The sequence below is a fragment of the Micromonospora arida genome, from assembly GCF_042873195.1.
Classification (GTDB): domain Bacteria; phylum Actinomycetota; class Actinomycetes; order Mycobacteriales; family Micromonosporaceae; genus Micromonospora; species Micromonospora arida.
The window spans coordinates 1-25,408 of sequence record NZ_JBIALC010000008.1 but is presented as its reverse complement, the minus strand read 5'-3'; the positions used below and the strand labels follow the sequence as shown (position 1 = coordinate 25,408).

22 protein-coding genes and 1 pseudogene are annotated in these 25,408 nt (G+C 71.6%); 13 read left to right on the top strand and 10 right to left on the bottom strand.

All coding sequences use genetic code 11. The features are described 5' to 3' along the window. Positions 1–55 precede the first annotated feature (55 nt). The 4 genes from ACFYP0_RS22710 (at position 56) to ACFYP0_RS22695 (ending at position 5,903) form a co-directional block, all read left to right on the top strand. Entirely contained in the window at positions 56–3,490 is a 3,435-nt protein-coding gene (locus tag ACFYP0_RS22710) for an ATP-dependent helicase (protein WP_357007891.1), read from the top strand. A gap of 226 nt (positions 3,491–3,716) precedes the next feature. Next, a complete protein-coding gene (gene cspE / locus ACFYP0_RS22705; protein ID WP_007464836.1) occupies positions 3,717–3,920 on the top strand; it encodes a transcription antiterminator/RNA stability regulator CspE in 204 nt (67 codons plus the stop codon). Between the two features lie 223 nt (positions 3,921–4,143). Beyond that, on the top strand, positions 4,144–5,457 hold the full coding sequence (locus ACFYP0_RS22700; protein ID WP_357007888.1) for a DEAD/DEAH box helicase: 1,314 nt from the start codon (positions 4,144–4,146) through the stop codon (positions 5,455–5,457). 245 nt (positions 5,458–5,702) lie between these two features. Then, positions 5,703–5,903 carry a hypothetical protein gene (locus ACFYP0_RS22695; RefSeq protein WP_124858103.1) on the top strand — a complete coding sequence of 67 codons (201 nt, stop codon included), beginning with the start codon at positions 5,703–5,705 and terminating at the stop codon, positions 5,901–5,903. Positions 5,904–6,121: 218 nt separating this feature from the next. Here ACFYP0_RS22695 and ACFYP0_RS22690 read toward each other — a convergent pair whose 3' ends face one another. The 4 genes from ACFYP0_RS22690 to ACFYP0_RS22675 are packed head-to-tail and all read right to left on the bottom strand — an operon-like array spanning position 6,122 to position 9,278. Beyond that, positions 6,122–6,562 (bottom strand): RrF2 family transcriptional regulator, encoded by a 441-nt coding sequence (locus tag ACFYP0_RS22690; RefSeq protein WP_355494553.1) that lies wholly within the window; start codon positions 6,560–6,562, stop codon positions 6,122–6,124. Between the two features lies 1 nt (position 6,563). After that, the gene (locus ACFYP0_RS22685; protein WP_355494552.1) at positions 6,564–7,448 is read right to left on the bottom strand and encodes an ABC transporter permease; all 885 of its coding nucleotides are present in this window, start codon (positions 7,446–7,448) and stop codon (positions 6,564–6,566) included. After that, positions 7,438–8,217, bottom strand: a complete 780-nt coding sequence (locus ACFYP0_RS22680) for an ABC transporter ATP-binding protein (protein WP_355494551.1) — start codon at positions 8,215–8,217, stop codon at positions 7,438–7,440. Before ACFYP0_RS22680 ends, ACFYP0_RS22685 begins: the two co-directional genes overlap by 11 nt. After that, the gene (locus ACFYP0_RS22675; protein WP_355494550.1) at positions 8,214–9,278 is read right to left on the bottom strand and encodes an ABC transporter substrate-binding protein; all 1,065 of its coding nucleotides are present in this window, start codon (positions 9,276–9,278) and stop codon (positions 8,214–8,216) included. Before ACFYP0_RS22675 ends, ACFYP0_RS22680 begins: the two co-directional genes overlap by 4 nt. 354 nt (positions 9,279–9,632) lie before the next feature. On the opposite strand from ACFYP0_RS22675, the gene ACFYP0_RS22670 reads away from it, so the two are divergent. The 5 genes from ACFYP0_RS22670 (at position 9,633) to nudC (ending at position 15,384) form a co-directional block, all read left to right on the top strand. After that, positions 9,633–10,160 carry a fascin domain-containing protein gene (locus ACFYP0_RS22670; RefSeq protein ID WP_355494549.1) on the top strand — a complete coding sequence of 176 codons (528 nt, stop codon included), beginning with the start codon at positions 9,633–9,635 and terminating at the stop codon, positions 10,158–10,160. A 232-nt stretch (positions 10,161–10,392) separates the two neighbouring features. After that, complete coding sequence (locus ACFYP0_RS22665) at positions 10,393–11,508, top strand: LLM class flavin-dependent oxidoreductase (protein WP_356976783.1); 1,116 nt, start codon at positions 10,393–10,395, stop codon at positions 11,506–11,508. A 10-nt stretch (positions 11,509–11,518) separates the two neighbouring features. Beyond that, positions 11,519–12,829: a M16 family metallopeptidase gene (locus ACFYP0_RS22660; RefSeq protein ID WP_238662768.1), complete on the top strand. Its 1,311-nt coding sequence runs from the start codon at positions 11,519–11,521 to the stop codon at positions 12,827–12,829. A 175-nt stretch (positions 12,830–13,004) separates the two neighbouring features. Beyond that, positions 13,005–14,348: a M16 family metallopeptidase gene (locus tag ACFYP0_RS22655; RefSeq protein ID WP_386997489.1), complete on the top strand. Its 1,344-nt coding sequence runs from the start codon at positions 13,005–13,007 to the stop codon at positions 14,346–14,348. Between the two features lie 76 nt (positions 14,349–14,424). After that, positions 14,425–15,384: an NAD(+) diphosphatase gene (nudC, locus tag ACFYP0_RS22650; protein WP_386997487.1), complete on the top strand. Its 960-nt coding sequence runs from the start codon at positions 14,425–14,427 to the stop codon at positions 15,382–15,384. 127 nt (positions 15,385–15,511) lie between these two features. Here nudC and ACFYP0_RS22645 read toward each other — a convergent pair whose 3' ends face one another. The 3 genes from ACFYP0_RS22645 to ACFYP0_RS22635 form a co-directional block, all read right to left on the bottom strand. Next, on the bottom strand, positions 15,512–15,787 hold the full coding sequence (locus ACFYP0_RS22645; protein WP_124858125.1) for a hypothetical protein: 276 nt from the start codon (positions 15,785–15,787) through the stop codon (positions 15,512–15,514). 307 nt (positions 15,788–16,094) lie between these two features. After that, positions 16,095–16,334, bottom strand: coding sequence for a DUF397 domain-containing protein (locus ACFYP0_RS22640; protein ID WP_355494546.1), 240 nt, complete (start codon positions 16,332–16,334; stop codon positions 16,095–16,097). Positions 16,335–16,408: 74 nt separating this feature from the next. Then, entirely contained in the window at positions 16,409–17,389 is a 981-nt protein-coding gene (locus ACFYP0_RS22635) for a helix-turn-helix domain-containing protein (protein WP_355494545.1), read from the bottom strand. 213 nt (positions 17,390–17,602) lie between these two features. Here ACFYP0_RS22635 and ACFYP0_RS22630 point away from each other — a divergent pair. Then, positions 17,603–18,820 (top strand): annotated as a pseudogene (locus ACFYP0_RS22630) (MFS transporter); the annotation flags it as partial. A gap of 184 nt (positions 18,821–19,004) precedes the next feature. Here ACFYP0_RS22630 and ACFYP0_RS22625 read toward each other — a convergent pair. After that, a complete protein-coding gene (locus ACFYP0_RS22625; RefSeq protein WP_124853460.1) occupies positions 19,005–19,247 on the bottom strand; it encodes a mycoredoxin in 243 nt (80 codons plus the stop codon). A gap of 92 nt (positions 19,248–19,339) precedes the next feature. On the opposite strand from ACFYP0_RS22625, the gene ACFYP0_RS22620 reads away from it, so the two are divergent. The 3 genes from ACFYP0_RS22620 to ACFYP0_RS22610 all read left to right on the top strand — a co-directional run bounded on the left by ACFYP0_RS22620 (position 19,340) and on the right by ACFYP0_RS22610 (position 22,370). Further along, positions 19,340–21,505 (top strand): ATP-dependent DNA helicase UvrD2, encoded by a 2,166-nt coding sequence (locus tag ACFYP0_RS22620; RefSeq protein ID WP_124853459.1) that lies wholly within the window; start codon positions 19,340–19,342, stop codon positions 21,503–21,505. A gap of 153 nt (positions 21,506–21,658) precedes the next feature. Then, the gene (locus ACFYP0_RS22615) at positions 21,659–21,874 is read left to right on the top strand and encodes a hypothetical protein (protein ID WP_181518366.1); all 216 of its coding nucleotides are present in this window, start codon (positions 21,659–21,661) and stop codon (positions 21,872–21,874) included. A 130-nt stretch (positions 21,875–22,004) separates the two neighbouring features. After that, positions 22,005–22,370 carry a WhiB family transcriptional regulator gene (locus tag ACFYP0_RS22610; RefSeq protein ID WP_030490434.1) on the top strand — a complete coding sequence of 122 codons (366 nt, stop codon included), beginning with the start codon at positions 22,005–22,007 and terminating at the stop codon, positions 22,368–22,370. 317 nt (positions 22,371–22,687) lie between these two features. Here the strand turns inward: ACFYP0_RS22610 and ACFYP0_RS22605 are convergent, their stop codons facing one another. Continuing rightward, positions 22,688–24,034 carry an ABC1 kinase family protein gene (locus tag ACFYP0_RS22605; RefSeq protein ID WP_355494544.1) on the bottom strand — a complete coding sequence of 449 codons (1,347 nt, stop codon included), beginning with the start codon at positions 24,032–24,034 and terminating at the stop codon, positions 22,688–22,690. After that, positions 24,031–25,143, bottom strand: a complete 1,113-nt coding sequence (locus ACFYP0_RS22600; protein WP_357007851.1) for a TOMM precursor leader peptide-binding protein — start codon at positions 25,141–25,143, stop codon at positions 24,031–24,033. Before ACFYP0_RS22600 ends, ACFYP0_RS22605 begins: the two co-directional genes overlap by 4 nt. Between the last annotated feature and the right edge of the window lie 265 nt (positions 25,144–25,408).

Here is a 25,408-nt window from a genome sequence, read left to right as displayed (position 1 = left end):
GGACGGCACCCGTGAGGGCGAGGAGTGCGCCGATGTTGGGAACCGAGACGGCACGGTGAGTCAGCCCACCCTGTTCGGCGCGGGCCCCGCGCCGACGCCCCGACTCGCGGACTCCGGCCCCCGGTACACACCTGTGGAGCTGGCCAAGCTGCTGCGGTTGCCGGCGCCCACCCGGGAGCAGGCCGCGATCATCGCCGCCCCGGTGGAGCCGCTGCTGGTGGTCGCGGGTGCCGGGTCGGGCAAGACCGAGACGATGGCCGCCCGGGTGGTCTGGCTGGTGGCCAACTCGTACGTGCGGCCGGAGCAGATCCTCGGGCTGACCTTCACCCGCAAGGCGGCCGGCGAGCTGGCCCATCGGGTACGGACCCGGCTCGACCAGCTGATCCGCCGACTCGGCCGGCAGGGACGGGACCCGCTGGGCGATCCGCTCGCGGGTGAGCCCACCGTCTCCACCTACCACTCGTACGCGGGGCGGATCGTCACCGAGCACGGGCTGCGGGCCGGCTACGAGCCGTCCACCCGGCTGCTCACCGAGGCGTCCCGCTGGCAGTTGGTCGACCTGCTGGTGCGCAACTACGACGGCGACATGTCCGAGGTGGACCGGATGCCGAGCACCATCACCGACGCGGTGCTGGCGCTGGCCGGGGAGCTGGACGAGCATCTGGTCGCGCCGGACGACCTGGCCGCCTGGACCGGTCGGTTCTTCGCCGAGGTGCAGTCCCGGCCGGGCCGGGTGTACGCCGACGTGCGCAAGGCGCTCACCCTCCAGCAGACTCGGTTGCGCCTCTTGCCGCTGGTGCGGGCGTACGCCCGGCGCAAGGAGGACTTCGAGGCGATGGACTTCGCCGACCAGCTCGCTCGGGCGGCCCGGGTGGCCCGGGACCACCCGGGGGTCGGCGTGATCGAGCGGGACCGCTTCCGGGTGGTGCTGCTCGACGAGTACCAGGACACCAGCCACGCCCAGGTGGTGTTGCTCAACGCGCTGTTCGGTGGCGGGCACCCGGTGACCGCGGTGGGCGACCCGTGCCAGTCGATCTACGGCTGGCGGGGGGCCAGCGCGGGCACCCTGGACCGGTTCCCCACCGAGTTCGCCCGCGCCAACGGTGAGCCGGCGCCGGCGCTGGGGCTCACCACGAGTTGGCGCAACCGCCCGGAGATCCTCCGGGTGGCGAACGCGCTCTCCACGCCGCTGCGGGCGGCGGGTGCCCGGGTGCCGGAGCTGCGCTCCGCGCTGACCGTCCGGGACCCGATCCCGCACCGCAGCCCGGGCGGCGCGGCCGGCGGCACGGTGCACTGCGCGATGCTGCCCACGTACGCCGACGAGGCCGACTGGATCGCCGACAGCGTGCTCGCCGCCTGGCGGGGGGCGGCCGGAATGCCGGGCGCGGCCCCGGAACACATCCCGGTGGACCGCCGTCCGACGACCGCCGTGCTGGTCCGGGTGCGCAGCCAGATCCCGGCGATCGAGTCGGCGCTGCGTGAGCGGGGCCTACCGGTCGAGGTGGTCGGGCTGGGCGGCCTGCTGGACACCCCCGAGGTACGCGACGTGGTCTGCACGCTGCGGGTCCTCGCCGACCCGACCGATGGCGCCGCGCTGCTGCGGTTGCTCACCGGCGCCCGTTGGCGGATCGGGCCACGTGACCTGGTGGCGTTGCACCGGCGGGCCCGGGCCATCGCGAACGCCCGGCGACAGGTGGCCGCCGACGAGGCCCCGGAGATCAGCCCAGACCTGTTGGACGAGGCGACCCTGGTGGAGGCGTTGGCCGACCTCGGGCCGGCGCAGGCGTACTCGGCGGAGGGGTTCGCGCGGCTGCGCGCGTACGGCCGGGAACTGGCGTTGCTGCGCTACCGGCTGGATCAGGCGCTGCCGGACCTGATTGCGGACATCGAGCGGACCATCGGCCTGGACGTGGAGGTCGCGGTGCGGGCCGGCCGGGACGGCGCCGGCGACGCGGGCCTGGCCCGGGGTCATCTGGACGCGCTCGGCGACGTGGCGGCCCGGTTCAGCGGGGAGACGCCCGGGGCGACCCTGTCCGGGTTCCTGTCCTACCTGGCCGCCGCCGAGGACGAGGAGCGCGGTCTGGCGCCGGGCGAGGTCGAGGTGGTGGAGGGCGCGGTGCAGGTGGTCACCGCGCACGCCGCCAAGGGCCTGGAGTGGGACGTCGTGGCGGTGGCCGGGCTCAGTCGTGGGCTGTGGCCGGGGCCGGTTCGCAACTCCGACCACTGGCTGGGTGGGCTGGGCGTGCTGCCGTTCCCGCTGCGCGGCGACGCCGACGGGCTGCCCGAGTTGGCGCTCGACGAGGCGGGGGACCAGCGGGCCGTGGCGCGGGCGGTGACCGACTTCACCGACGCGTGGCGGGCCCACGACGAGCGGGAGGAACGCCGGCTGACGTATGTGGCGGTCACCCGGCCGCGCCGGCTGTTGCTCTGCTCCGGTTACTGGTGGGGAGAGGGCACGAAGCGGCCGCGAGGTCCGTCGGTCTTCCTGCGTGAGGTGTACGACGCCTGCCTCGACGGCGGGCCGGGGCACCTGATCGACGCGTGGGCGCCGGAGCCGACTCCCGACGCGACGAACCCCACGGCCGAGGTGGTGCTCCGTGCGGAGTGGCCGGCCGACCCGCTGGGCGGTCGCCGGCCGGCGTTGGCCGAGGCGGCCGGGCTGGTGCGTCGCCTGATGGCCGACGGTTCGGCGGCGGCGCTCCCCGGGCCGGTCGGGCCGGTGCTCGCCGGGCCGGTCACGCCGATCGGCTCGACGGCCGAGCCGGTCGAGCCGGTCGAGCCGGAGGTTGATCCGGAGGTGGCGCGCTGGCAGCGCGAGGCGGACCTGCTGTTGGCGGAGCGCGCCGAGCTGACCCGGCTCTCCGGTGCGGTCGAGGTGGCGCTGCCCGGTGCGCTGAGCGTCACCCAGCTGGTCGCGCTGCGGCGCGATCCGGCGGCGCTGGCCCGTACGCTGCGTCGTCCGGTGCCGGCCGAACCCAACCCGTACGCCCGTCGAGGCACCGCCTTCCACGCCTGGTTGGAGCAGCGCTTCGGCGCCGACCGCCTGTTGGACCTGGACGAGCTGCCCGGCGCGGCCGACGCCGATGCCGCACCCGACGAGGCTCTCGTCGAGCTTCAGGAGCGGTTCCTGGCGAGCGAGTGGGCCGACCGGTCACCGGTGGAGGTGGAGGTGCCGTTCGCCACGGTGATCGCCGGCGTGGTGGTGCGGGGCCGCATGGACGCGGTCTTCGCCCGGCCGGGTGGTCGGTTCGACGTGGTCGACTGGAAGACCGGCGCGCAGCCCACCGGGCCGGCGGCCGACGTGGCCGCCGTGCAGCTGGCCGTGTACCGGCTGGCCTGGGCGGAGTTGGCCGGCGTGCCGGTCGAACGGGTGGGTGCGGCGTTCCACTACGTCCGCCACGGAGTGACCGTTCGGCCCGCCGATCTGCTGGATGTGACCGGCCTCACGGCCATGATCGCCCAGTTGCCCGAAGATTCCGCCCGAGCTTGACCATGACGGGGGGAGCTGTGGTAGCTTATCCGGGTTGCAGTTTTGGTTACCAGAGACTCTGTGTGCGCCTGGCGGGATTGTGGCCCCAGGCGCTCTTTGTTGTGTCCGGAGTTCTCCGGGCGGGGCGACCAGAAGCGACAGGCGATTCGCGCATCCCCGCGCGGAGCGCTCCTCTTCGGGCACGCAACAAGTGCGTGTCCGACGTTCCGTCAAGGAGACGAAACACATGGCTATTGGCACCGTGAAGTGGTTCAACGCTGACAAGGGCTTCGGCTTCATCACCCCGGACGGCGGCGGCGCTGACGTCTTCGCCCACTTCTCGGCGATCCAGTCCTCCGGCTACCGGAGCCTGGACGAGAACCAGCGGGTCGAGTTCGAGGTGACCCAGGGCCAGAAGGGCCCGCAGGCGGAGAACATCCGCCCGCTCTGATCTTCGGATCGGCCAGCATTACCTGTTGCGCCCTCCGGGTGTGACGGTGACGGGACCGGCCCGCCCCGCTGTCGCCTGCGCATGCAGGCGGCGGCCCGGCGGCGGGCCGGCCCGTACTCCAATCGGTTCGTGCTTGTGAGTCCTGGCTGCCTTGCGCCGCCGGTTGACAGCGCCGACTTCGGCGCCCTCCCTCGACACGTTCCGCGTCGAGGAAGGCTTCCGCATGACCACAGTTATTCCGTCGTTCGCTCATACCGGTCTGGCACCGGCGCTGCTCACCGCGCTGACCGCGCAGGGCATCACCGAGCCGTTCCCGATCCAGACGGCGACGCTGCCCGACTCGCTCGCCGGCCGGGACGTGCTGGGCCGGGGTCGTACCGGCTCCGGCAAGACCCTCGCTTTCGGGCTTCCGCTGCTGTCCCGCACCGCCGGCCGTAAGGCCCGGCCGGGTCGCCCGCTCGCCCTGGTGTTGGTGCCGACCCGCGAACTGGCCCAGCAGGTCACCACCGCACTCTCCCCGTACGCCCGTGCCGTCGGGCTGCGCTGCGCCACAGTCGTCGGCGGTCTGTCGTTGCAGCGGCAGGCGGACGCTCTGCGCGCCGGCGCCGAGGTGGTTGTCGCCACCCCCGGCCGGCTGCACGACCTGATCAACCGTGGCGATGCCCGGCTCGACCAGGTCGAGATCACCGTCCTGGACGAGGCCGACCAGATGGCCGACATGGGCTTCCTGCCGCAGGTCACCAAGCTGCTGGAGCAGGTCGCGCCGCAGGGGCAGCGGATGCTCTTCTCCGCCACCCTGGACGGTGGCGTGGACCGGCTGGTCCGCCGCTTCCTGAGCAACCCGGTCACCCACTCGGTCGACCCGGGCACCGCGACGGTCACCGCGATGACCCACCACGTGCTGCACGTCGACGCGCTGGACAAGCCCGATGCGCTGACCCGGATCGCCGCCCGTGAGGGTCGCACCATCCTGTTCATGGGCACCAAGCACCGCGCCGACCGGCTGGCCCGCCAGCTGCTCTCCAAGGGCGTACGCGCAGCCGCGCTGCACGGTGGCAAGTCCCAGCCGCAGCGCACCCGGATCCTGGAGCAGTTCCGCAACGGTCAGGTGACCGCACTGGTCGCCACCGACGTGGCGGCCCGTGGCATCCACGTGGACGGCCTGGACATGGTGGTCAACGTGGACCCGCCGACCGAGGCGAAGGACTACCTGCACCGGGGCGGCCGTACCGCCCGGGCCGGCGAGTCCGGTTCCGTGGTCACCCTGGTCCTGCCGGAGCAGCGCCGTGACGTGTCCCGGCTGATGGCCACCGCCGGTATCCGGCCCGAGTCGGTCCAGGTGCGCCTGGGTGACGGAGCGCTGGCCCGGGTGACCGGTGCCCGCGAGCCGTCCGGTGTGCCGGTGACGATCGTCGCTCCGCCGGCGCCGGCCTCTCGGTCCCGTACCTCCGGTGGCGCGTCCACCGATGGTGGCGCCCGGCCGGCGCACCGCGCGTCGGGCCGGTCCCGTCGCCCGCGTCGCCCGCGTACCGTCTGATCTTCTGCGCGTCGACCGACCCGTCCCGCTTCGGCGGGGCGGGTCGGTTTTGTCTGCGAGGTGTTCCGGGCCGGTCGGCTGTCCGTGCGGCCCGACCGGTCAGCCGGCCTCGCCAGGTGGCTCACTCTGCTGAGTCGGTAATCAGCCTCTGCTGGGTCGGCTGGCCGACTGCGCCACGGCCGTTCGTGGTCGAGGCTGACCGACGGGGGAAGTCGGGCGGGGGGCCCGGCACGGGAGGGGTGACCATGGCGGGCGAAGCCGGCTCGGGCGCACTGCGTGAACTGATCCTGGTGGTCGCGGTCGCGCTCGCCGGGTTGTTGCTCGCCATGGTTGCGGCCTTCGCTCCCTGGCATGCCACCCCGGCGGGTAACGCTCCCGCCGGTCTGGTGGAGCTGCACAGTCCTGGCGACCCGGGCCTCGGCACGGCGACCGCACACGTGGGCTGAGCAGCGACCGGCCTACCGGTGCCGGCGGAGGGGCAGGCCCGGTCAGGATCGGTACGAGGTGTGGTCGGGCCGGCGGGGCACCGGCCCGACCACATCGCCTTGGCACCCTCCCCCGCCCAGCGTCGATCTTGCACTTTCAGCGGTGCATATGGATCGGAAAGTCAATTATGTCGGGACAGTAAGTGCAAGATCGCGGAGCGGGGGCGTGTTGCCGGGGCTCATCTCGTCGTGGGGGCGTGGGCGAGCAGGTTGGCCAGGGTGGTGCTGTCGACCACAGTGGCGATCGCACCGTGCACCGCCAGCCAGACGTCGGTGAGCCCGGCGGCCACCCCGTGATATCCGGCCCGCTCGGCCGGCAGGCCACGCACGGTGGTGAGCGAGCCGCCGACCGCGCGCAGCACGTCTCCGACGGTGATCTCGTCGGGTGGGCGGGTCAGCGCGTACCCGCCGTCGGCGCCGCGATGGCTGTGCAGCAGACCGGCCCGGCGCAGGTCGAGCAGGATGCTCTGCAGGAAGCTGAGCGGGATGTCCTGCACCTCCGCCAAGCTGGCCGCCTTCACCAACTCGCCGCCCCTGTCGCCGTCGCCACCACCACTGGCGGCGGCGGCGACGGCGAGCATCGCCCGGAGCGCGTAGTCGCTGCGCGCGGAGACGAACACGTCACTGACCAGCCTGGTCCAGTACGCCCCAGCGGCGCCGGATCGCCTTGTCCGCGGCACCGAAAGCGGCGTCCACGACCAGACCGACAACCAGGATGACGATCATGATGGCCATCAGCCGCTCCGCGTCCGAGAAGTCACGGGCGTAGGTGAGCTGGGCGCCGATCGAGGTCCGAGATGCGATGACCACCAGCAGTTCACCGGCCATCAGGCTTCGCCAGGCGAAGGCCCAGCCCTGCTTGAGCCCGGCGACGATCGCCGGCAGCGCGGCCGGTGCGATCACGTACCGGTAGAGATTGAGCCCCTGGGCACCCAGGTTGCGACCGGCTCGCTTCAGTAACGGTGGAACATAGTCCACGCCGTGGATCACCCCATTGGCGATGGACGGTGCCGCACCGAGCACCACCACGAAGAAGATCGCCTGTTCGCTGAGCTGGAACAGCAGGATGGCCAGGGGGAACCAGGCAATCGACGGCATCGTCTGCAACGCCGTGATCATCGAGCCGATGGCGGCCCGGAGAATCTTCGACCGGGAGACGCCGAGGCCGAGCAGCAACCCGACTGTCACCGCGGCGGCGAAGCCGACCACCGCGCGACGAGCGGTGGTGGCCAGCCCGTCCCAGAGCGCCGAACTCAGGGCGTAGTCAGCGAGGTCGCTGAAGACCGGGCCCGGGGCGGGCAGGGCCCACGGCTCCTTCCAACCGGTCCAGAAGACGACCTGCCAGATCCCGATGGCGATGGCCAGCGCCGCCACCTTGGGCCAGGTGGCGGCCCAGATCCGGGCGCCCCGGGAGATCTCCTTGTCCCGGCCGGCGATCTCCAACGCGTCGAGGCCGGTGATTTCAGCGTCGGTACGCGCCGTGCCGCTGAGGGTGTCATTGGCCATGGCGGCCTACCTCCGTCCGGAGCCGCTCGGTGACGTCGGCGGCGATGGCGGCGACCTCGGGGGAGTCGATCCGACGAGGGCGCGGGATGTTCACCTCGGTGGAGTAGATGATCCGACCCGGCCGGCTGGAGAGCAGGATGATCCGGTCGGCCAGCCGGGCGGCCTCGCGGACGTTGTGCGTCACGAAGAGCACCGAGAGCTTGCGCTCGGACCAGATGCGTTCCAACTCGTCGTGCAGGATGTCCCGGGTCATCGCGTCCAGCGCGCCGAATGGTTCGTCCATAAGCAGCACCGGGGTGTCCAGGGCCAGCGTGCGGGCCAGCGCGACCCGCTGCCGCATTCCCCCGGAGAGCTCGTGCGGGCGCTTGCGGCCGAAGTCGGCCAGGTGCACCGTCCGGAGCAGTTCGGCCACCCGCTGGCGCCGCTCGGCCCGCGGCAGCCGGCGCAGCTTCAGGGGCACCTCAACGTTGCCGTCGACGGTCAGCCACGGAAACAGCGCCGGCTCCTGGAACATCAGGCCCGGGTTGGCGTCGCCAGCCAGGGCTATTTGCCCGCCGCTGGGCTGGTCCAGCCCAGCGACCAGGTTGAGCAGCGTGCTCTTGCCGCAGCCGGACGCACCGACCAGGCAGACGAACTCGCCGGGCGCGACGTCCAGCGACACACCGTCCAGGGCCAGGACGGCGTTCGACCCGCGCCCGTACACCTTGGTCACGCCGGAGAGCGCGACCGCGGTGGTCGCGCTCCCCGGCGTCGTCGTGGTCGACGTCATGGCTGAACGACCTCGGGCTTGCCCTGCGCCTTGAGCGCGTTGTTGAGGTACTTCAGGTCGTACAGGCCCTTGAGGTCCACCGGCTCGGTCAGTTCCACGTCGACGGCGTGGTCGAGCCCGGCCTTGAGGGAGGACGAGATCGGGTCGTTGGTGAACTCCAACGTCGGCCACGCCTGCTTGATCAGCTTCAGGTCCAGCGGCTTTCCGGTGATCTTGCCGATCGCGTCGGAGATGGCCTGCTGCGCCTCCTCCGGCTTGGTGTTGACGAACTCGTTCGCCGCCACCTGGCCGTCGACGAGCTTCTGCACCACGTCCGGGTGCGCCTTGAGGAACTTGGTGCTGACCAGCAGGTTGGTGATGACGAACTTCTTGTCCGGCCACAGGTCGCGCTCGTCGACCAGCACCTTTCCGCCGGCGTTGACCAGGCGGGAGACGAACGGCTCGGGCACCCAGGCCCCGTCGATCGCGCCGCTGCTGAACGTTTCGACAGTCTGGGCGTTCTCCTGCGGCACGATCTTGACGTCGCCGCCACCCTCCTTGGTGGTCTTCAGACCCTGCTGCTTGAGCCAGTAGCGGATCGCCACGTCCTGGGTGTTGCCCAGCTGCGGGGTGGCGATCTTCTTGCCCTTCAGGCCTTGCGCATCCGTAATGCCGGCCTTGACCACCAGCGCCACGCCACCGGAGGCCGCGCCGGAGACGACCCGGACGGCCTCACCCTTGGACTTGGAGAAGGCGTTCACCGTCGGGTTCGGACCGATGTAGGTGGCGTCCAGCGCGCCGGAGAAGACCGCCTCGATAGCGGCCGGGCCGGCGTTGAAGGTCTTCGGGTCCAGCTTGACGTCGGCGCCGAGCTTCTCCGCGAAGATGCCCTTCTCCACGCCGACGACCGCCGGCGCGTGGGTGATGTTGGGGAAGTAGCCGAGTCGCAGCGTCACCGGGCCGGAGCTGCCGCCCGCGCCCTCACTGTCGTCGCCGCACGCGGCGGTGCTGCCCAGGGTCGCCGCGCCGACCACGGCGAGGGTGGCCAGGGTGACCAACCGGCGCAGGGGGAGCCGTCTCATCGTTCATCCAATCCGCAGTATTCCTACTTAGTTGGTAGGAAGAGTTGCCTACGGCTGGACTCTCGTCAACCCCTGTCCAGGATTTGGGCAGCCGACCGCCTCGCGCGGCCTCAGCCTCGCGACCTGGGTGGATGCCCCAACGGAGGAAGGTGCCCGCTCCGATCGACGAGTCTTTTCACCTGAATAGACGGAACTCGTTCGGAGGGTAGCCGCAAGGAATGCTCAAGTTTTCTCGACATCTCTGGTTCGGGGGAAAGCTCATGAATATGTTCAGCACTTGAGTCGCTTGATCCTGATCACGTCGATGCTGACTCGCAACTGGAAGCAGTATGTGTCGAAACGGGGAGGTGCAGAATGGTTCCGCAAAAACTTCGGCGCCGGCTGGCGCTGTTTGCGGTCGCGCTCACAACGATTACGACGGGTGTCCTGGTAACCGCCGCACCGGCTCAAGCCGCGGAGTGCAACAATCAGTTCACGTTCGCGTCGCTGGCAAACGGCAAGCTCGTCAGCGCAGAGTACTCGGCGAGCGGCAACATGTATGGCTTCCTCCGCGCCCGAGCAGACAAGGCGGGGCCGTGGGAGAAGTTCACACTCTGCAAGCACACGAACTACTTCACCATTCAGTCCAACCACACCGGGCTCTACGTTTCGGTGGAACTCAGCCACCCTACCTACAACGGTGTGCTCCGCGCTCGGGCGAGCGCCGTGGGGCCGTGGGAGAGGCTGTCGAAGGAAAACATCGGCAACGGCTGGCACTATGTCCTGAGTTCGCAGGCCAACAACAAATATGTCTCGGCGGAGGTGGACTGGAGCGGCTCCGTGAAGGGCCTGCTACGGGCGCGGGCAGAGTCCAAGGGGAATTGGGAGGTATTCGGCCTCTGACCCTGATCACGATCACCGCGTAATGTGCCATGCCGCCGGTGGAACCACCGGCGGCATGGTTGGCGCCACAGTCCGCAGCTACCTTCTTCCGGAGTGGCTCCGGCCGGCCAAACTGCCGTCAGCGTCAAGGCCCATCCACATGGCGGGATGGCGCGTCTCAGTTATGTCGGTATTTCCTACCAGCTTGCTAGGGTAATCGGCATTCGGTCACCGGCAGAGAGGCGACTTCACGATGACCTTCCACTGGTTCCTGCCCACCTCCGGCGACGGCGACCAGGTCGGTGCCGCCACCGTCACCGCGGGCGCCGCGAGGCACGGCCGGGCCGCGACGGTGGCCTACCTGGCCGAGGTCGGCCGGGCCGCCGAGACGCACGGGTTCACCGCCGTTCTCACCCCGGTGGGCGCCGGCTGCCCCGACCCGTGGATCGTCTGCGCGGCGGTCGCCCAGCACACCGATCGGCTCGGCATGCTGGTCGCGGTCCGGGCCGGTTTCGCGCTGCCCACCCTGATCGCCCAGCAGGCCGAGGCGTTCCAGGCCGTCTCGGGTGGCCGGCTGTCGCTCAACATCGTGACCGGGGGCGACCCGGCCGAGCAGCGGGCGTACGGCGACTTCCTCGGGCACGACGACCGCTACGCGCGCACCGGCGAGTTCGTCGAGGTGCTTCGCCGCGCCTGGGCCGGCGGGCCGTTCGACTACGCCGGAAAGCACTACCGGGTCGACGGCGGCGGCCTCGCCACCCCACTCGCCACACCGCCGCCGGTCTACTTCGGCGGCGCGTCCCCGGCTGCCGAGACGGTGGCCGCCCGACAGGCCGACGTGTACCTGATGTGGGGTGAACCACCGACGTCGATCGCGGCCCGGGTCACCCGGGTCCGGGCGCTCGCCGCCGAGCAGGGCCGCACCCTGCGCACGGGCCTCCGGCTGCACGTCATCGCCCGGCCAACCAGCGCGGAGGCGTGGGCCGAGGCGGACCGACTGCTGGCCGGGATGAGCCCGGAGCGGATCGCCGCCGCCCAGGCCCGGTTCCGCCGGATGGACTCGGTGGGTCAGACCCGGATGGCCGCGCTGAACGCCGGCCGCACCGACGGGCTCACCGTCGCACCGAACCTCTGGGCCGGCGTCGGCCTGGTCCGCGAGGGCGCCGGCACCGCGCTGGTCGGAAGCTACGCCGAGGTCGCGGCCCGCATCGACGAGTACGCCGCGCTCGGCGTGGACGAGTTCATCCTCTCCGGCTGGCCGCACCGTGAGGAGGCCGAGCGGGTCGGCGTCGAGGTGCTGCCCCTGGTGGCGGCCCCGGTCGCGGCGGCTCCGGGAAGGTCGCGGGTGGCGGAGGTGTCGACGCGCTAGGGTCGACTCCGTGGCGGCGCGGAGATCCAGAATTCCAGCGACGAAGTATCCGGTCGAGCGGTTCACCCTCGACAACGGCCTGCGGGTGGTGCTCACCCCCGATCGCAGTGCCCCGGTGATCGGGGTGGCGGTGGTCTACGACGTCGGCATCCGCTCGGAGCCGGAGGGGCGTACCGGCTTCGCCCACCTCTTCGAGCACCTGATGTTCCAGGGCTCGGAGAACCTGGAGAAGCTGGCCCACTTCCGGCACGTGCAGGGCGCGGGAGGCACCTTCAACGGCTCCACCCACCTGGACTACACCGACTACTTCGAGACGCTGCCGAGCAACGCGCTGGAGCGCGCGCTGTTCCTGGAGGCGGACCGGATGCGGGGCCCCCGGCTGACCGAGGAGAACCTGCGCAACCAGGTCGACGTGGTCAAGGAGGAGATCCGGGTCAACGTCCTCAACCGGCCGTACGGTGGCTTCCCCTGGCTCACCCTGCCGCCGGTCATGTTCGACACCTTCCCGAACGCCCACGACGGCTACGGCTCCTTCGACGACCTGGAGTCCGCGACCGTCGCCGACGCCGCGGACTTCTTCCGCCGCTACTACGCCAGCGGCAACGCCGTGCTGGCCGTCAGCGGCGACATCGACGTGGCCGAGGCGACCGAGCTGGTCACCCGGCACTTCGGTGACGTGCCGGCCCGGCCGGCACCGCAACGGCCCGACTTCACCGAGCCCGACCTGAGCGCCGAGCGGCGCACCTCGTACACCGATGCCCTGGCGCCGCTGCCGGCGGTGGCCGGCGCCTGGCGCGTGCCCGACCCGGTCACCGACTTCGCCGGCTATCTGCCGTACGTGGTGCTGGCCGAGGTCCTCACCGACGGCGACGCGTCGCGGCTGGTCGAACGGCTGGTGCAGCGGGACCGCACGGTGACCAGCCTCGGCGGATACCTCGGTTTCATGGGCGACCCGTTCGACGTCCGCGACCCCACCGCGCTGCTGTTGCAGGCGCACCTGCCGCCCGGTGGCGATGTGGACAAGGTGCTGCGCACCATCGACGAGGAACTGGACCGGCTGGCCACCGACGGGCTGACCGACGGTGAGCTGGCCCGCACCCAGGCCCGGATGGCGACCCATCTGCTGCGCGACACCGACGCGGTGCTCGGTCGGGCGCTGCGGATGGCAGTGCTGGAGCAGCAACGCGGCGAACCAGGTCTGCTCAACGAACTGCCCCGGCTGGTCGGCGAGGTCACCGAGGAGCAGGTCCGGGCCGCCGCGGCCACCCTGCGCCCGGAGCGTCGGGCCGCCATCGAGGTCATCGCCGGAGGCGCCCGGTGAGCGCGAGGAGTGAGCCGGTTCTGCGAGCCCCGCAGTCGCGAACGAATTGTGGCCCGGTGAGCGCGAGGAGTGAGCCGGTTTTGCGAGCCCCGCAGTCGCGAACGAATTGTGGCCCGGTGAGCGCGAGGAGTGAGCCGGTTCTGCGAGCCCCACAGTCGCGAACGAAGGTGACACAGTGAGTACCGCTACTTCTCCTGCCGGCCCGCGTACGCTGCCGCCGCTCGGGCCGACCCGCAAGCTCAAGGTGCCCAAGCAGGCCGAGCGCACACTGCGCAACGGGCTCACCGTGATCGCCGTACGCCGGCCCGCCGTACCCCTTGTCGAACTGCGGCTCTGGGTGCCGTTCGGCCGGGTCCACCTGGCCCGCGGCGCGATGCTCTCGCAGACCATGCTCTCCGGCACCGAGTCGATGACCAGCGTGCAGATCGCCGCCGAGTTGCAGAAGGTGGGCGGCGGGCTCTCCGCGGGCGTCGACCCGGACCGGCTGATGCTCTCCGGCGCCGGCCTGGTCACCGGTCTGGACCGGATGCTGGAGTTGCTCGCCGAGGTGCTCACCGGCGCCAGCTACCCCAGTGACGAGGTGGCCACCGAACGGGACCGGCTGGTCGACCGGATCCAGGTGGCGCAGAGCCAGCCTTCGCACCTGGCCCGGGAGGCGCTGCTCAAGCGGATCTACGGCCGGCACCCGTACGCGACGCAGACGCCGGAGCCCGGTCAGATCCGTGCCGTCCGACCGGCGGCGCTGCGCACCCTGCACGCGGAGCGGGTCCACCCGACCGGTGCGCAGTTGGTGCTGGTCGGTGACGTGCAGCCGGAGAAGGCACTGGACGCGGCCGAGCGGGCGCTCGGCGGCTGGTCGGGTGCCGGGCGTGTGGCCGAACTGCCGGCGACCCCGCCGCTGGAGCCGGGGCCCCTGCTGCTGGTCGACCGGCCGGGCTCGGTGCAGTCCTCGCTGCGGATCGCGCTGCCGGCGGTGTCGCGCACCGACCCGGACCACGCCCCGCTGCAACTGGCCAACCTGATCTTCGGCGGCTACTTCTCCTCCCGGTGGGTGGAGAACATCCGTGAGGACAAGGGCTACACCTACGGCCCGCATTCGGTGATCGAGCACTCCGTCGCGGGGTCGGTGCTGGTCGCCGCCGCCGACGTGGCCACCGAGGTCACCGGCCCGGCGCTGCTGGAGACGACGTACGAGCTGGGTCGGTTGGCGTCGCTCCCACCGAAGCCCGAGGAGTTGGAACAGGCCCGGCAGTACGCCCTGGGCACCCTCCAGCTCGGCATGTCCACCCAGGCCGGGTTGGCGGCGTTGACCAGCGCGTACGCCGGCAACGGTCTGCGCCTGGACTTCCTCGCCGAGTACGCGGGGAGGTTGGCGAAGGCGAGCATCGACGACGTCGCGCAGGCGGCGGCCCGCTACCTGGCCCCGGCTCGGGCGGCGATCGTGGTGCTCGGCGACGCGGAGCGGGTCACCCCGGGGCTGGCCGCGCTGACCGCGGTTCAGACCGAGCAAGAGGCGTGAGCGAGCGGAGTGAGCGAGCCATGGGGTTCAGCAGCGGGCCGTCTCACGGCGGCGTGCAGCGAAGCGGGGCGCCGGCGTGAGCGGGGAGGCGGCGCCGCCGTTGGCGCGGTCCACGCTGGATCGGGCCGCGCACCGGCGGGGTGACTCGCAGTGGTTGACCGAGGCGTGGTTGCGCGCCCGGGTGCTGCTGCTCGACTCGACCGACGAGGGTCGGACGCTGGCCCGCACCGAGACGTCGCCTCCGACGTTGGTGCTGTTCGGGGCGGCTGAGGTACCCGCCGGGTCAGAGTCGATGGCGATGTTCCTGGGTGTCGAGCCGGACGGGGTGCCGGTCTTCGCGGTCGACGCGCCTCTGCCGGCGATCCCGGGGACCCGGGCGGTCCACCTCCGGGAGGTGGGTCACCTGCTCGCCGACCGGGAGGCCGGCATCTTCACCACCGCGTTGGCGCTGGTCAACTGGCACACCCGACACGGTTATTCGACGAGCACCGGCGCGCCGACCGCAATGGACGAGGCGGGTTGGTCGCGGGTGGACCGCAATGGTGGGCGGATCTGGCCGCGTACCGACCCGGCGATGATCGTCCTCGTGCACGATGGTGTGGACGGCCCGGACGGTCGCTGCCTACTCGGCAACAACGCCGGCTGGCAGGGCACCCCGGGTGGTCGCCGCTACTCCTGCCTGGCCGGCTACGTGGAGCCGGGGGAGTCGGCGGAGGCGGCCGTGCTGCGCGAGGTCCGCGAGGAGGTGGGCATCGGGGTCGAGCGCATCGGGTACGTGGGCAGTCAGGCCTGGCCGTTCCCCGGCTCGCTGATGCTGGGCTTCCTGGCCACCGCGAACCCGGCCGAGCCGGTGCGGGTCGACCCGTCCGAGATCGCGTACGCCCGGTGGTTCTCCCGTCGGGAGATCGGGGCGGCGTTGGCCGGGCAGACGGTGGACGTGGGCGACGGTGCCCGGCTGATTCTGCCGCCTCCGTCGTCGATCGCGCTGTTCCTCATTCACCGCTGGCTGGACGGCTGGGTGGACGCCGACCGCTGAGCACGGTCCCGGCCCGTGGCCGCCGTTGCCGCGGCGGTCACGGGCCGGGAACACGGGCCGTCGTGGTCGGCGGGTGCGAGTAACGCGGCGGGGGAGCCGGTCCGACCACGACGGACGACCTGTGTAATCAGGTGCCGGTGTGGCCCGGTCTGTGTCGGAAGGCAGGCCGTGACTCGATCAGCGGGAGGACCTTCACCCGCTGCTTGCCGGCGCGGACCGCGCCGACGGTGGCCAGGGCGCGGGCCAGCAGCAGCGCGGCGTCCCGGTCCTCGGCGTGCACGATCTGCCGGCGCGGCTCGGGCGTGGTCGTCTCGTCGCGAAGTCTGTGGCCGTCCGCCCAGGCGGCGGCGATGTCCCCGTCAGCGACGGCGCGGATGTCGGTGCGAACGATCAGGAACCGCATGAGGGTCTCCGGATGAACCGCGACGGATGAACCAGTGTGGAAGTTCCACGTGCTCGAGGGTCATGTTACGCCCCGTGTTCATCCCAGCAACTGAAACGCGCCTATCGGTTTCGAGCCTCGTCCGATCGGCGGATGGCTGCTCAGCGGGGTCGCCGGGTCGCAATGGGACCGAGTCGGGGTCGCCGAGCGACCGAGCCGCAGGGTCGCCGAGCGACCGAGCCGCAGGGTCGCCGAGCGACCGAGCCGGCGGGTACGACGCGACGGGGCCGCCGGCAGTGCGCCGACGGCCCCCGTACCGGTCACCGAATCAGTTCAGATCGAACTGGCCCTTCTTCGCCCCGGTGATGAAACCGAGCCATCCCGTGCGGTTGAACAGCAGCACCGGGCCGCCCCGGTCCTTGCTGTCGCGCAGGGCGACCGCCGACGGTCCGGTGGTCAGCGGGGCGACCTCCACGCAGTTGGAGGTCTGGCTGCGTGTGCTGGTACGCCACGGGGCGTCCGCCAACGAGTGGGCGGAGACGGACGGCGTGTTGCGGACTTCGTTCATGGTTCTGCTCCTGATGTGCAGCGATCCAATGGGACGAGTGGTGCCGCACGTCCCGACGGAGGGTCCCCCGTGGATCACCGGTCCGTCAGTCGCCCCGATTCCCGGCGGCGTTGGGTCGGCGCCGTTGCCGGCCCGAACGCCACTGTGGATGGGGGCGTCGCCTCGGTCAGCCGTCCCGTCGCCTCGATCAGCCAGGAGAGGGTGTCCGAGGCGTCAAGTGCCGCCGTGCATAGCCACTCGAACACCACTTTATAGCGATTTAGCGTGATTGACTCGGTCGACATGACGTCGGTGAAGCCACCTTCGATGGCCAATGTCTCCGGATCGAGGGGATCGGCGAACCGATAGACCGAGAAGGCGGTCGGCGGAAGGTACCAATTGCCGATCTGGGTGTCCCGGGGCAGCACGTGCAGGGCCACGTTGGGCAGCAGCGCCAACTCGCAGAGCTGGAGCAGCTGTTCGTGCAGCACCTCCGGTGGCCCGGCCCGGCGGCCGAGAGCCGCCTCCTCCAACACGGCGGTGTAGCGGGGAGCGTGCGGCTCGCGGGTCAGCAGCGACTGACGGGCCAGCCGCGCCTGCACCTCGGTATCCGGCTCGTCGCCGGGCTCCGGCTCGCCCGCGCCCGCGTTGACCTGCCGGGCAGACACGATCCGGAGCTGGGCGTACCCGGGGGTCTGCAACAGGCCCGGCACCAGCACCGGGTTGTACTCGGAGATCTCCGCGCAGCCCGCCTCCAACTCGGCCCAGCCGCGCTGTTGCTGCGTCATCACCGGGAAGTTCTTCAACCAGCCGCGCATGTCGCCGGCCTCGTTGGTGATGCCCAGCAGCTCGTCGTGCAGCGCCTGGTCGGTGCCGTAGAGGTCGAGCAGGTCGCCGACGTCCTGCGGGTCCGGTCGGCTGCGGCCGTTCTCCAAGCGGGACAGTTTGGACGCGGAGGCCCAACCGATACGCTCGATGACCTGATCGCCGGTGAGGCCCGCGGCCTCACGTAGGCGACGCAGCTCGATGCCCAACCGGCGACGACGCAGGATCGGGCTGGGTGCGGCAGGAGGCACAGTGTCCTCTTTCCCGTCGACCGCCGCAGACGCGACGGTAACTGTATGAAATTCGCCCCCCACGGTCAGTATGGACGGCGCGACCGGTGTCGGAGGTTCCGGCGAGGGCGTGTCTTGCGAAAATCGCACCACGGGAATGCCGGATGAGGACGGACCCGCGGTCGCGGCCCGTCGACCTCGCCCACCTGGGCAGCCATCCCGCCGGAGGGACCCATGCGCACGATCCTGCGCCGACCCGACTTCCGCCTGCTCTTCGGCGGCCTGCTGGCCAGCATGACCGCCGAGTCGATCCTGCTGCTCGCACTCGCCATCTGGGTCAAGGATCTGACTGGCTCGAACGGGTTGGCCGGTGCCACGATCTTCGCGGTCATCGCGCCGATGACGCTGGCACCGCTGGTCGGCTGGGTCGTCGACCGCTACCCGCGCCGACCGTTCTTCGTGGCCGCGAACGTGCTGACCGCAGCTCTGCTCGCACCTTTGTTCACCGTCCGCGACGCGGGCGACGTCTGGGTCGTCTATCTGGTGGCCGCCCTGTACGGACTCTCGTCCATCACGCTCGGCGCGGCGCTCAGCGGGCTCATCCGCGAGATGGTGCCTGTCGAACTGCTGGCCGACGCGAACGGCGTGCTGCAGACCGTACGCCAGGGGATCCGACTGGTCGGCCCGCTGGTGGGCGCGGCGCTCTACGCGGCGCTCGGCGGGTGGGCGCTGGCCGGAATCGGCATGGTCGGATTTCTGACCGCGGCGGCGGTGGTTACCGCGCTGCCCACCCCGCAACAGCTGCCACCGGCCGTACGGCTGCGGTGGCCGGCCGAACTGGGCGCCGGTCTGCGGCACCTGGCCGGCGAGCCGGCCCTGCGGCGGGCCCTGCTCGGCTACGGGCTCGGGTCACTGGTGATGGGCTTCAGCGAGTCGCTCATCTTCGCCTACGTCGACCAGGGGCTGAACCGGGATGCCGCGTTCGTGGGGGTGCTGGTCACCGTGCAGGGCGTCGGTGGGTTGCTCGGTGGACTCTGCTCACCGACGCTGGTCCGTCGGCTCGGAGAGGTCGGCACCCTGGCCGCCGGGGTTGCCTTCTTCTCTCCGGCCGCGCTCGCGCTCGCGTTCCCCGATCTGCGGCTCGGGTTCGCGGCGGTGCTGCTGGCCGGGGTCTCGCTCCCGCTGACGATGGTGGGTCTGCACACCCTGATTCAGCGCCGCACGCCGCCTTCGCTGGTCGGCCGGGTCGCCGCGGCCACCCAGGCGGTGGTCAGCGGGCCGCAGGCGGTCTCTGTCGGGGCGGGTGCCCTGCTGGTCGGGTTCCTGGACTACCGGCTGATGTTCGCGCTGGTCGGGGTGGCCACCCTGGCCGCCGGCAGCTACCTGTGGCGGGGCCGGCACCTGAGCGCGCCGGCCGGGGCCCGCCCGCCGACGCCGCCCACCCGCCCGACGCTCCCGGCACCTCGCCGACCGGCCGAGGACGCCACCCGCCCGACGCTCCCGACACCTCGCCGACCGACCGAGGACGCCGACCGACAGGGGCTTTCGGCACCCACCGACCGTGGCCACCCGTTCCCGAACACGACGAGCGACCGCCCCGGGTGGGGCGGCCGCTCGTCGCGAACGAACCGGAAGATCAGGCGTTGAGCGTCTCCAGGTGCTGCTTCACCTGGGTGATCGAGGGATTCGTCAGGGCACTTCCGTCGGCGAAGCGCAGCGTCGGCACCGTCTGATTGCCGCCGTTGACGCCCATCACGAACTCCGCGGCCTTCGGGTCCTGCTCGATGTCGACCACCTCGTACCCGATGCCCTCCCGGTCGAGCTGCGACTTCAGCCGGTGGCAGTAGCCGCACCAGGGGGTGGAATACATCGTCAGCATCCTCGGATCCTCCAACTCCTCCGGCCGCGGCTTGCGGATCAAGCCGAGGCTGTTCGCTGCAACGCTGGGAGGAGCTGAGATGATTCCTGGTTGTGGTGGTTCACTCAGGGTCGGAACAGGTGCTCGCCGGGCTGGACCCGGAGCAACGCTCCGCCGTGACCGCACCTGCCGGCCCGGTCTGCATCCTGGCCGGCGCCGGCACCGGCAAGACCCGGGCGATCACCTCCCGAATCGCCCACCGGGCGCTCTCCGGGGAGATCTCCCCCCGGCACGTGCTCGCGGTCACCTTCACCGCCCGCGCCGCCGCCGAGATGCGACACCGTCTCACCCTGCTCGGGGCGCAAGGTGTCCAGGCGCGGACCTTCCACGCCGCCGCGCTGCGCCAGGTGCGGTACTTCGCGCCCCGGCTGCTGGCCGGCCGCGCCATGCCCGAACTGCTGGACAGCAAGGTACGACTGGTCACCCTCGCCGCCGCCCGGGTCGGCCTGCGTACCGACCGGGCAGCCGCCCGCGACCTGGCCGGCGAGATCGAGTGGGCGAAGTCGTCGCTGGTCGAGCCGACGGACTACGTGGTGGCCGCGGCCCGGGCACTGCGCGACACACCGCACGAGCCGACGAAGGTCGCCGACGTGTTCACCGCGTACGAGCAGCTCAAACGGTCGAACGGCGTGATCGACTTCGAGGACATGCTGCGGGCCGCGGTGTGGGGCATCGAGGAACACCCGGACGTCGGCGAGCAGATCCGCAGCCAGTACCGGCACTTCGTGGTCGACGAGTACCAGGACGTCAACCCACTCCAGCAGCGGTTGCTGGACGCCTGGCTGGCCGGCCGCAACGACCTGACCGTGGTCGGCGACGCCAGCCAGACGATCTACTCGTTCACCGGGGCGACCTCGGCGTACCTGGTCGACTTTCCCCGCCGGCACCGCAATGCCACAGTGGTGCGGCTGGTCCGCGACTACCGCTCCACCCCGCAGGTGGTCGGGCTGGCCAACGCGGTGATCTCTCAGGCCCGGGGCACCGAGGCGCGCCTGCGGCTGGAGCTGAGCGGGCAACGCCCACCCGGCCCCGAGCCGGACCTGCGGATCTTCACCGACGAGCCGGCCGAGGCGAACGCGGTGGCCGCGCGCTGCCGGTCACTGATCGACGCGGGCACGCCGGCGAAGGAGATCGCCGTGCTGTTCCGCGTCAACGCGCAGTCTGAGGCGTACGAGAAGGCGCTCACCGAGGCCGCGGTGCCGTACGTCGTGCAGGGCGCAGAGCGGTTCTTCGAACGGACCGAGGTGCGCCAGGCGATGGTCGCGCTGCGTGCCGCCACCCGCTCGATCCCGGGCGAGACACCGCTGCCGGCCGCCGTCGTCGAGGCGCTCACCGCCGTCGGCTGGGCCCCGGACGCGCCCCCGGCCGGCGGCGCGGCCCGCGAGCGATGGGAGGCGCTGTCCGCGCTGGTCCAGCTCGCTGAGGAGTACGCGGCCACCCCCGAGGTCGTGCCGATCGGCGAGGCCGCCTCGGTGGAGCGCCCGGTCACCCTCACCGACTTCACCGAGGAGTTGGCGCGCCGGGCCGCCCAGCAGCACGTGCCGACGGTGGACGGCGTGACGCTGGCGTCCCTGCACTCGGCCAAGGGGTTGGAGTGGGACGCCGTCTTCCTGGTCGGCCTCGCCGAGGGCACCCTGCCCACCACGTACGCCAAGACCGTCGAGCAGGTCGAGGAGGAGCGCCGGCTGCTCTACGTCGGGATCACCCGCGCCCGGGAGTGGCTCTGGCTGTCGTACGCCGCCGCACGCTCGCCGGGCGGACGGGCCCGGCGCCCGTCGCGGTTCCTGCCCCAACTGGACCGCTCCGGCGGCACCGAACGGGCGACCGGCGGCGCCGGTCCGGCCCGCCGTCCCGAGCGACGGCGAACCCAGATCGTCTCCTGCCGGATCTGCGGCGCCACCCTGCTCGCCGGCCCGGACCGCAAGCTCGGCCGCTGCCCCACCTGCCCGTCCGACATAGACGATGAGCTGCACGAACGGCTGCGTGAGTGGCGGCAGCGGGTGGCCGGCGCGCAGAAGGTCCCGGCCTACGTGGTCTTCACCGACGCGACGCTGATCGCGTTGGCCGAGCGACGACCGGGCCGGTCGGAGGAGTTGATCGCCATCGCCGGTATCGGCCCTCGCAAGCTCGGCCTCTACGGGGAGTCGGTGCTGGCCCTCGTGGCCGGTGCCGGGGTGGACGATGTCTGCCCGGAGAAAACTTTCGAAATCTCGTCGTAAATTCGTTTGCCCTCGCCCCGGCGCGAGGAATAGCCTCAGAACACACCACGCGAGCGGCGCCATTCCGGCTGCTCACGAGGTCGGTCCAGTCGATTCGAGGAACGTGAGGGAGGTGGCACCGTGAAGATCTTCACCTATGAGCGTCTGGCGGCGATGCCGTCTGTCTGCGCTCCGCTGTCGGCTGTCCGGGTGGCCCTTGCGGCTGCACGACCGTCGGTTCCACAGGTGCACCAGGTTCAGGCCGAGCTGATCCTGACCGTCGCGCCCGCTGGAGTCGAGGGGACCAGTGGCTTCACGGGCAATGGCATCCAGGTCGCCAAGAAGCGCATGGATGTCCGCGGCGTTCCACCTCGAGGTAAACCGGTCTGACCATCAGACTCCGGCTCACCTCGAGGCCGCGGAACCCGCTTACCGGGATCCGCGGCCTCAGTTTTTTGCCCGCCGTAAGTACGTCGGAATGCGATCCACGAGATCGAAGTGAGAGAGAGGTGACCGGGAGATGAGTCTGGCGTTGGCCCCACTCGACATGAGCGTCGAGATGGAGGCGAACCTGCCCTGCCGGAAGTTCGACCCCGACCTGTGGTTCTCCGACTCGCCCACCGAGCTCGAGCTGGCCAAGTCACTCTGCGGGGACTGCCCGCTGCGTGTCGAGTGCCTGGCCGGAGCCGTTGAGCGAGCGGAGCCGTGGGGCGTCTGGGGCGGCGAGATCTTCGAGCGTGGCGCGGTTGTCCCGCGTAAGCGGCCCCGTGGCCGTCCGCGTAAGGAGGACGTCGCCCGTGACGCCGAGCTTCGGGTCGAGGCCGAGGCGCGCCTGGCGGCCAGTGGGCTGTCCGAGGTGCGTGGCGCGGTCCGGCTGGCAGCCTGACATGTTCCCGACCCGTTCCAACTACGCCGGTGGCACACCGGCAGTGAGTGAGAAAACGATGTTGAACGTTCCGAGTGGAGCCTTCGAGATGCAACTACTCCACGAAGCGTTGACCCGGGCTCGAATGCGCCGGCCTCAGGCCGGTCGTACCACCACGAGCACTGAGGCAGCCCGATCCGCCCGTACCGTCGCCATGACCAGCCGCAACCAGGCGGCTCGCGACCTGGGCGTTCTCTAGTACCACCCCACGCAGAAGGGCGGGTGCCGACCGGCACCCGCCCTTCCCCATGTGGTCAGGCGCCCGGGTCTCGACGTGGTCAGGCGACCGGGGCGAAGCCGGGCAGCCAGCGCTCCAGGATGCTCCGGTAGGGGGCTTTCGCCTCCAACTGGCAGAGCACCCCGATCGACCCGAGCGTCACCCGGTGGATCAGCAGGTACGAGGGGGGCAGGTTGAGCCGCTTGCTCAGCTGGTACGTGGGGGAGCGAGGGCTGGCCAGTCGTCCCGCCTCGGCCCGTAGCCAGGCCCGGGTGAACCGGAAGCCGTCCGCCGCGATGGGCTCCAACATGGGTCGGATGAAGTCGAGCACCCCCTCGGCGTCGATCTCCTCGGCCGAGCCGATGAACCCCTCCGACCGCAGCCCCGCCACGACCTCGTCGGCGTCGCCGCGCAGGGCCGTCGCGGCGATACGACCGATCGGCTCCGGGGTGCCCTCCGGCATCCGGGCCACCGCACCGAAGTCGATCACCCCGAGCCGACCGTCGGGCAGCATCCGGAAGTTTCCCGGGTGCGGATCGGCGTGCAGCAGCCCAGCCCGCTGCGGCGCGGAGAGGTGCAGGGTGGCCATCAACCGACCCGCTTCGTCCCGCTCCTCCTCGGTACCCTCGCGGATGATGTCGGCCAGCGGAGTGCCCGTCACCCATTCGGTGACCAGCACCCGGGGCGAGGCGTTGACCACTTCCGGGATGAAGATCTCCGGGTCGTCGGCGTACGCGGCGGCGAAGGTGCGCTGCGACTCGGCCTCCAACTCGTAGTCCAACTCCTCGGTGATCCGTTCGCGCAACTCGGCCAGGAGTGGCTTGACGTCCAGGCCGGGCTGGATGGCCCGGAACATCCCGCCCAGGCGGGACAGCTGCTTGAGGTCGGCGAGCAGGGCGTCGCCGGCCCCCGGATACTGGATCTTGACCGCCACGTCCCGGCTGTGCGGTGCGCCCGACGCGTCGAAGCCCGGCTCGCGCCAGCGCGCCCGGTGCACCTGGCCGATGCTGGCGGCGGCGGCCGGGACGTCGTTGAACTCGACGAACAGGTCCCGCCAGTCGGGGCCGAGCTGCTCGGCCAGCACCTTGTGCACGCTGGCGGCCGGCAGCGGTGGCGCCGCCTCCTGCAGTTTCGTCAGCGCCTGCCGGTAGGGGGCGGCGATCTCCTCCGGCAGTGCCGCCTCGAAGACCGACAGCGCCTGGCCGAACTTCATCGCCCCGCCCTTGAGCTGGCCCAACACGCTGAACAGCTGCTCGGCGGTGCGCTGCTGAATCTCCGCGGAGATCACGTCAGAGGCCAGCCCGGTGACGCGCTTTCCCATCCCGAGAACGGTCCGGCCGGCGAAGCCGAGCGGCAGGGCGGCGAGCTTGGCGGTGCGGGACACGGCGCGGCGCGGGATGTCGGTCACACGGTCATTGTTACCGACCGGAGGGCCCCGTTGCTGCTCTGCGGCCGGGCTGGTGCGGACACTCGGCCTCGCGAGCACTCACACGCCGGGTGTGGCGGCCAACCTCGTCGACGGAAGCGGCCGGCACCGGTGATCTCCATGGCACTGCCCAGCGTCTCCGGCTGGCCGCCGTCCAGCTGCGTCAGCGCCTCGGCCAGGGCGTACCCGCAGGCGACGAGCAGCGTGCCGGTCGTTGCGGCGGCCACCGGGTCGGCGGCGGCGAGTTGCGCGGCGAGCCGGGGCCAGTCCGGGTCGCGGTCGGCCCGGTGCAGCTCGACGCAGTGCAGGCAGGGCCCGGCGGGTGGGCGGACCAACGGCCCGATCACCGGTACGCCCTCCCGCAGTGTGACCAGCAGGTGCGGCTGCCGGCGCTGGGCGAGACCGGCGGCGAGCAGCGCCGGAGGCCGGTCCGTGCCGAGCTGGATCACCAGGTCGATCCGCCCGGCGCGGCTCGGGCGGGTGCCGGTGCCCGGTGCGACGCGGTTGACCGCAGCTCGCACCGCCGGCGCCAGCGGCCGACCCAGTTCGGCGGCGGGGATGCCCGTGCCGATCAGGTCGACGGGGCGTACCGGGCCGGTGAGCTGGGGAATCACCTGCCCCACGCCGGACTGGGCCAACGCCACCGTCAGCGGCCCGCCGAGCGCTCCGGCGCCGGTGAGCAGGACGCGGGCCGCCCGTCGCCTACGCAGGACCTGCGCGGGAGTGCCGGGAAGTCGGGCGGCGGCCAGGGCCAGCGCACCGGCCTCCGCCGCGAGCCGGGCACGGACCGGGCCGGTCAGGTCGCGGGGGAGCAGGCTGTGCGCGGGCACCAACAGGCCGGCGGCCCGCAGGGTGTCGAGCAGGGTACGCGCGTCGTCGGCGCTGACCTGGGCGGACGCCGCCTGGGTCAGCACGGTCCGTTCGCTGCGGGTGCCGTCGAGCAGGTCGAGCAGGCGAGCGGCGCGAGGGTTGGCCAACTCCAGTAGGGCGGCCGGCCCAGGGCCGACGCCGAGTTGGAGGGTGTGCCGGTCCCGCCAGAGCCGGTTGAGGCCGGGCAGCAGGGTGGGGCGGGGCAGTACGGTGCGGCTCATGGTCACGAATCGTGACCACATCTTCGCGTTCAGTCGATCGTTGTCCACAGGCGGTCAGGCCGCTGTCCAGCGCTATCCACAGGATTTGACGGGTTTTCCACAGCCCCTCGCGCCTGTTGTCGGCCACCCGACAGAGCTACCGCCGCAGTGGCACGTACTCCCGATCCGGCAACGGGGGTGGGGGGGGGGGGGGGGCCCCCCCCCCCCCCCGCCCCCCCCGGGGGGGGCCCCGGGGGGGGCCCCCCCCCCGGGGGCCGGGGGCCAG

Excerpts from the sequence above, each read along its gene's own strand:
- cspE (WP_007464836.1), top strand. The coding sequence starts at position 3,717 with ATGGCTATTGGCACCGTGAAGTGGTTCAACGCTGACAAGGGCTTCGGC.
- ACFYP0_RS22700 (WP_357007888.1), top strand. The coding sequence starts at position 4,144 with ATGACCACAGTTATTCCGTCGTTCGCTCATACCGGTCTGGCACCGGCG.
- ACFYP0_RS22695 (WP_124858103.1), top strand. The coding sequence starts at position 5,703 with ATGGCGGGCGAAGCCGGCTCGGGCGCACTGCGTGAACTGATCCTGGTG.
- ACFYP0_RS22685 (WP_355494552.1), bottom strand. The coding sequence starts at position 7,448 with ATGGCCAATGACACCCTCAGCGGCACGGCGCGTACCGACGCTGAAATC.
- ACFYP0_RS22680 (WP_355494551.1), bottom strand. The coding sequence starts at position 8,217 with ATGACGTCGACCACGACGACGCCGGGGAGCGCGACCACCGCGGTCGCG.
- ACFYP0_RS22675 (WP_355494550.1), bottom strand. The coding sequence starts at position 9,278 with ATGAGACGGCTCCCCCTGCGCCGGTTGGTCACCCTGGCCACCCTCGCC.
- ACFYP0_RS22670 (WP_355494549.1), top strand. The coding sequence starts at position 9,633 with ATGGTTCCGCAAAAACTTCGGCGCCGGCTGGCGCTGTTTGCGGTCGCG.
- ACFYP0_RS22665 (WP_356976783.1), top strand. The coding sequence starts at position 10,393 with ATGACCTTCCACTGGTTCCTGCCCACCTCCGGCGACGGCGACCAGGTC.
- ACFYP0_RS22645 (WP_124858125.1), bottom strand. The coding sequence starts at position 15,787 with ATGCGGTTCCTGATCGTTCGCACCGACATCCGCGCCGTCGCTGACGGG.
- ACFYP0_RS22640 (WP_355494546.1), bottom strand. The coding sequence starts at position 16,334 with ATGAACGAAGTCCGCAACACGCCGTCCGTCTCCGCCCACTCGTTGGCG.
- ACFYP0_RS22625 (WP_124853460.1), bottom strand. The coding sequence starts at position 19,247 with ATGCTGACGATGTATTCCACCCCCTGGTGCGGCTACTGCCACCGGCTG.
- ACFYP0_RS22615 (WP_181518366.1), top strand. The coding sequence starts at position 21,659 with ATGCCGTCTGTCTGCGCTCCGCTGTCGGCTGTCCGGGTGGCCCTTGCG.
- ACFYP0_RS22610 (WP_030490434.1), top strand. The coding sequence starts at position 22,005 with ATGAGTCTGGCGTTGGCCCCACTCGACATGAGCGTCGAGATGGAGGCG.
- ACFYP0_RS22600 (WP_357007851.1), bottom strand. The coding sequence starts at position 25,143 with ATGAGCCGCACCGTACTGCCCCGCCCCACCCTGCTGCCCGGCCTCAAC.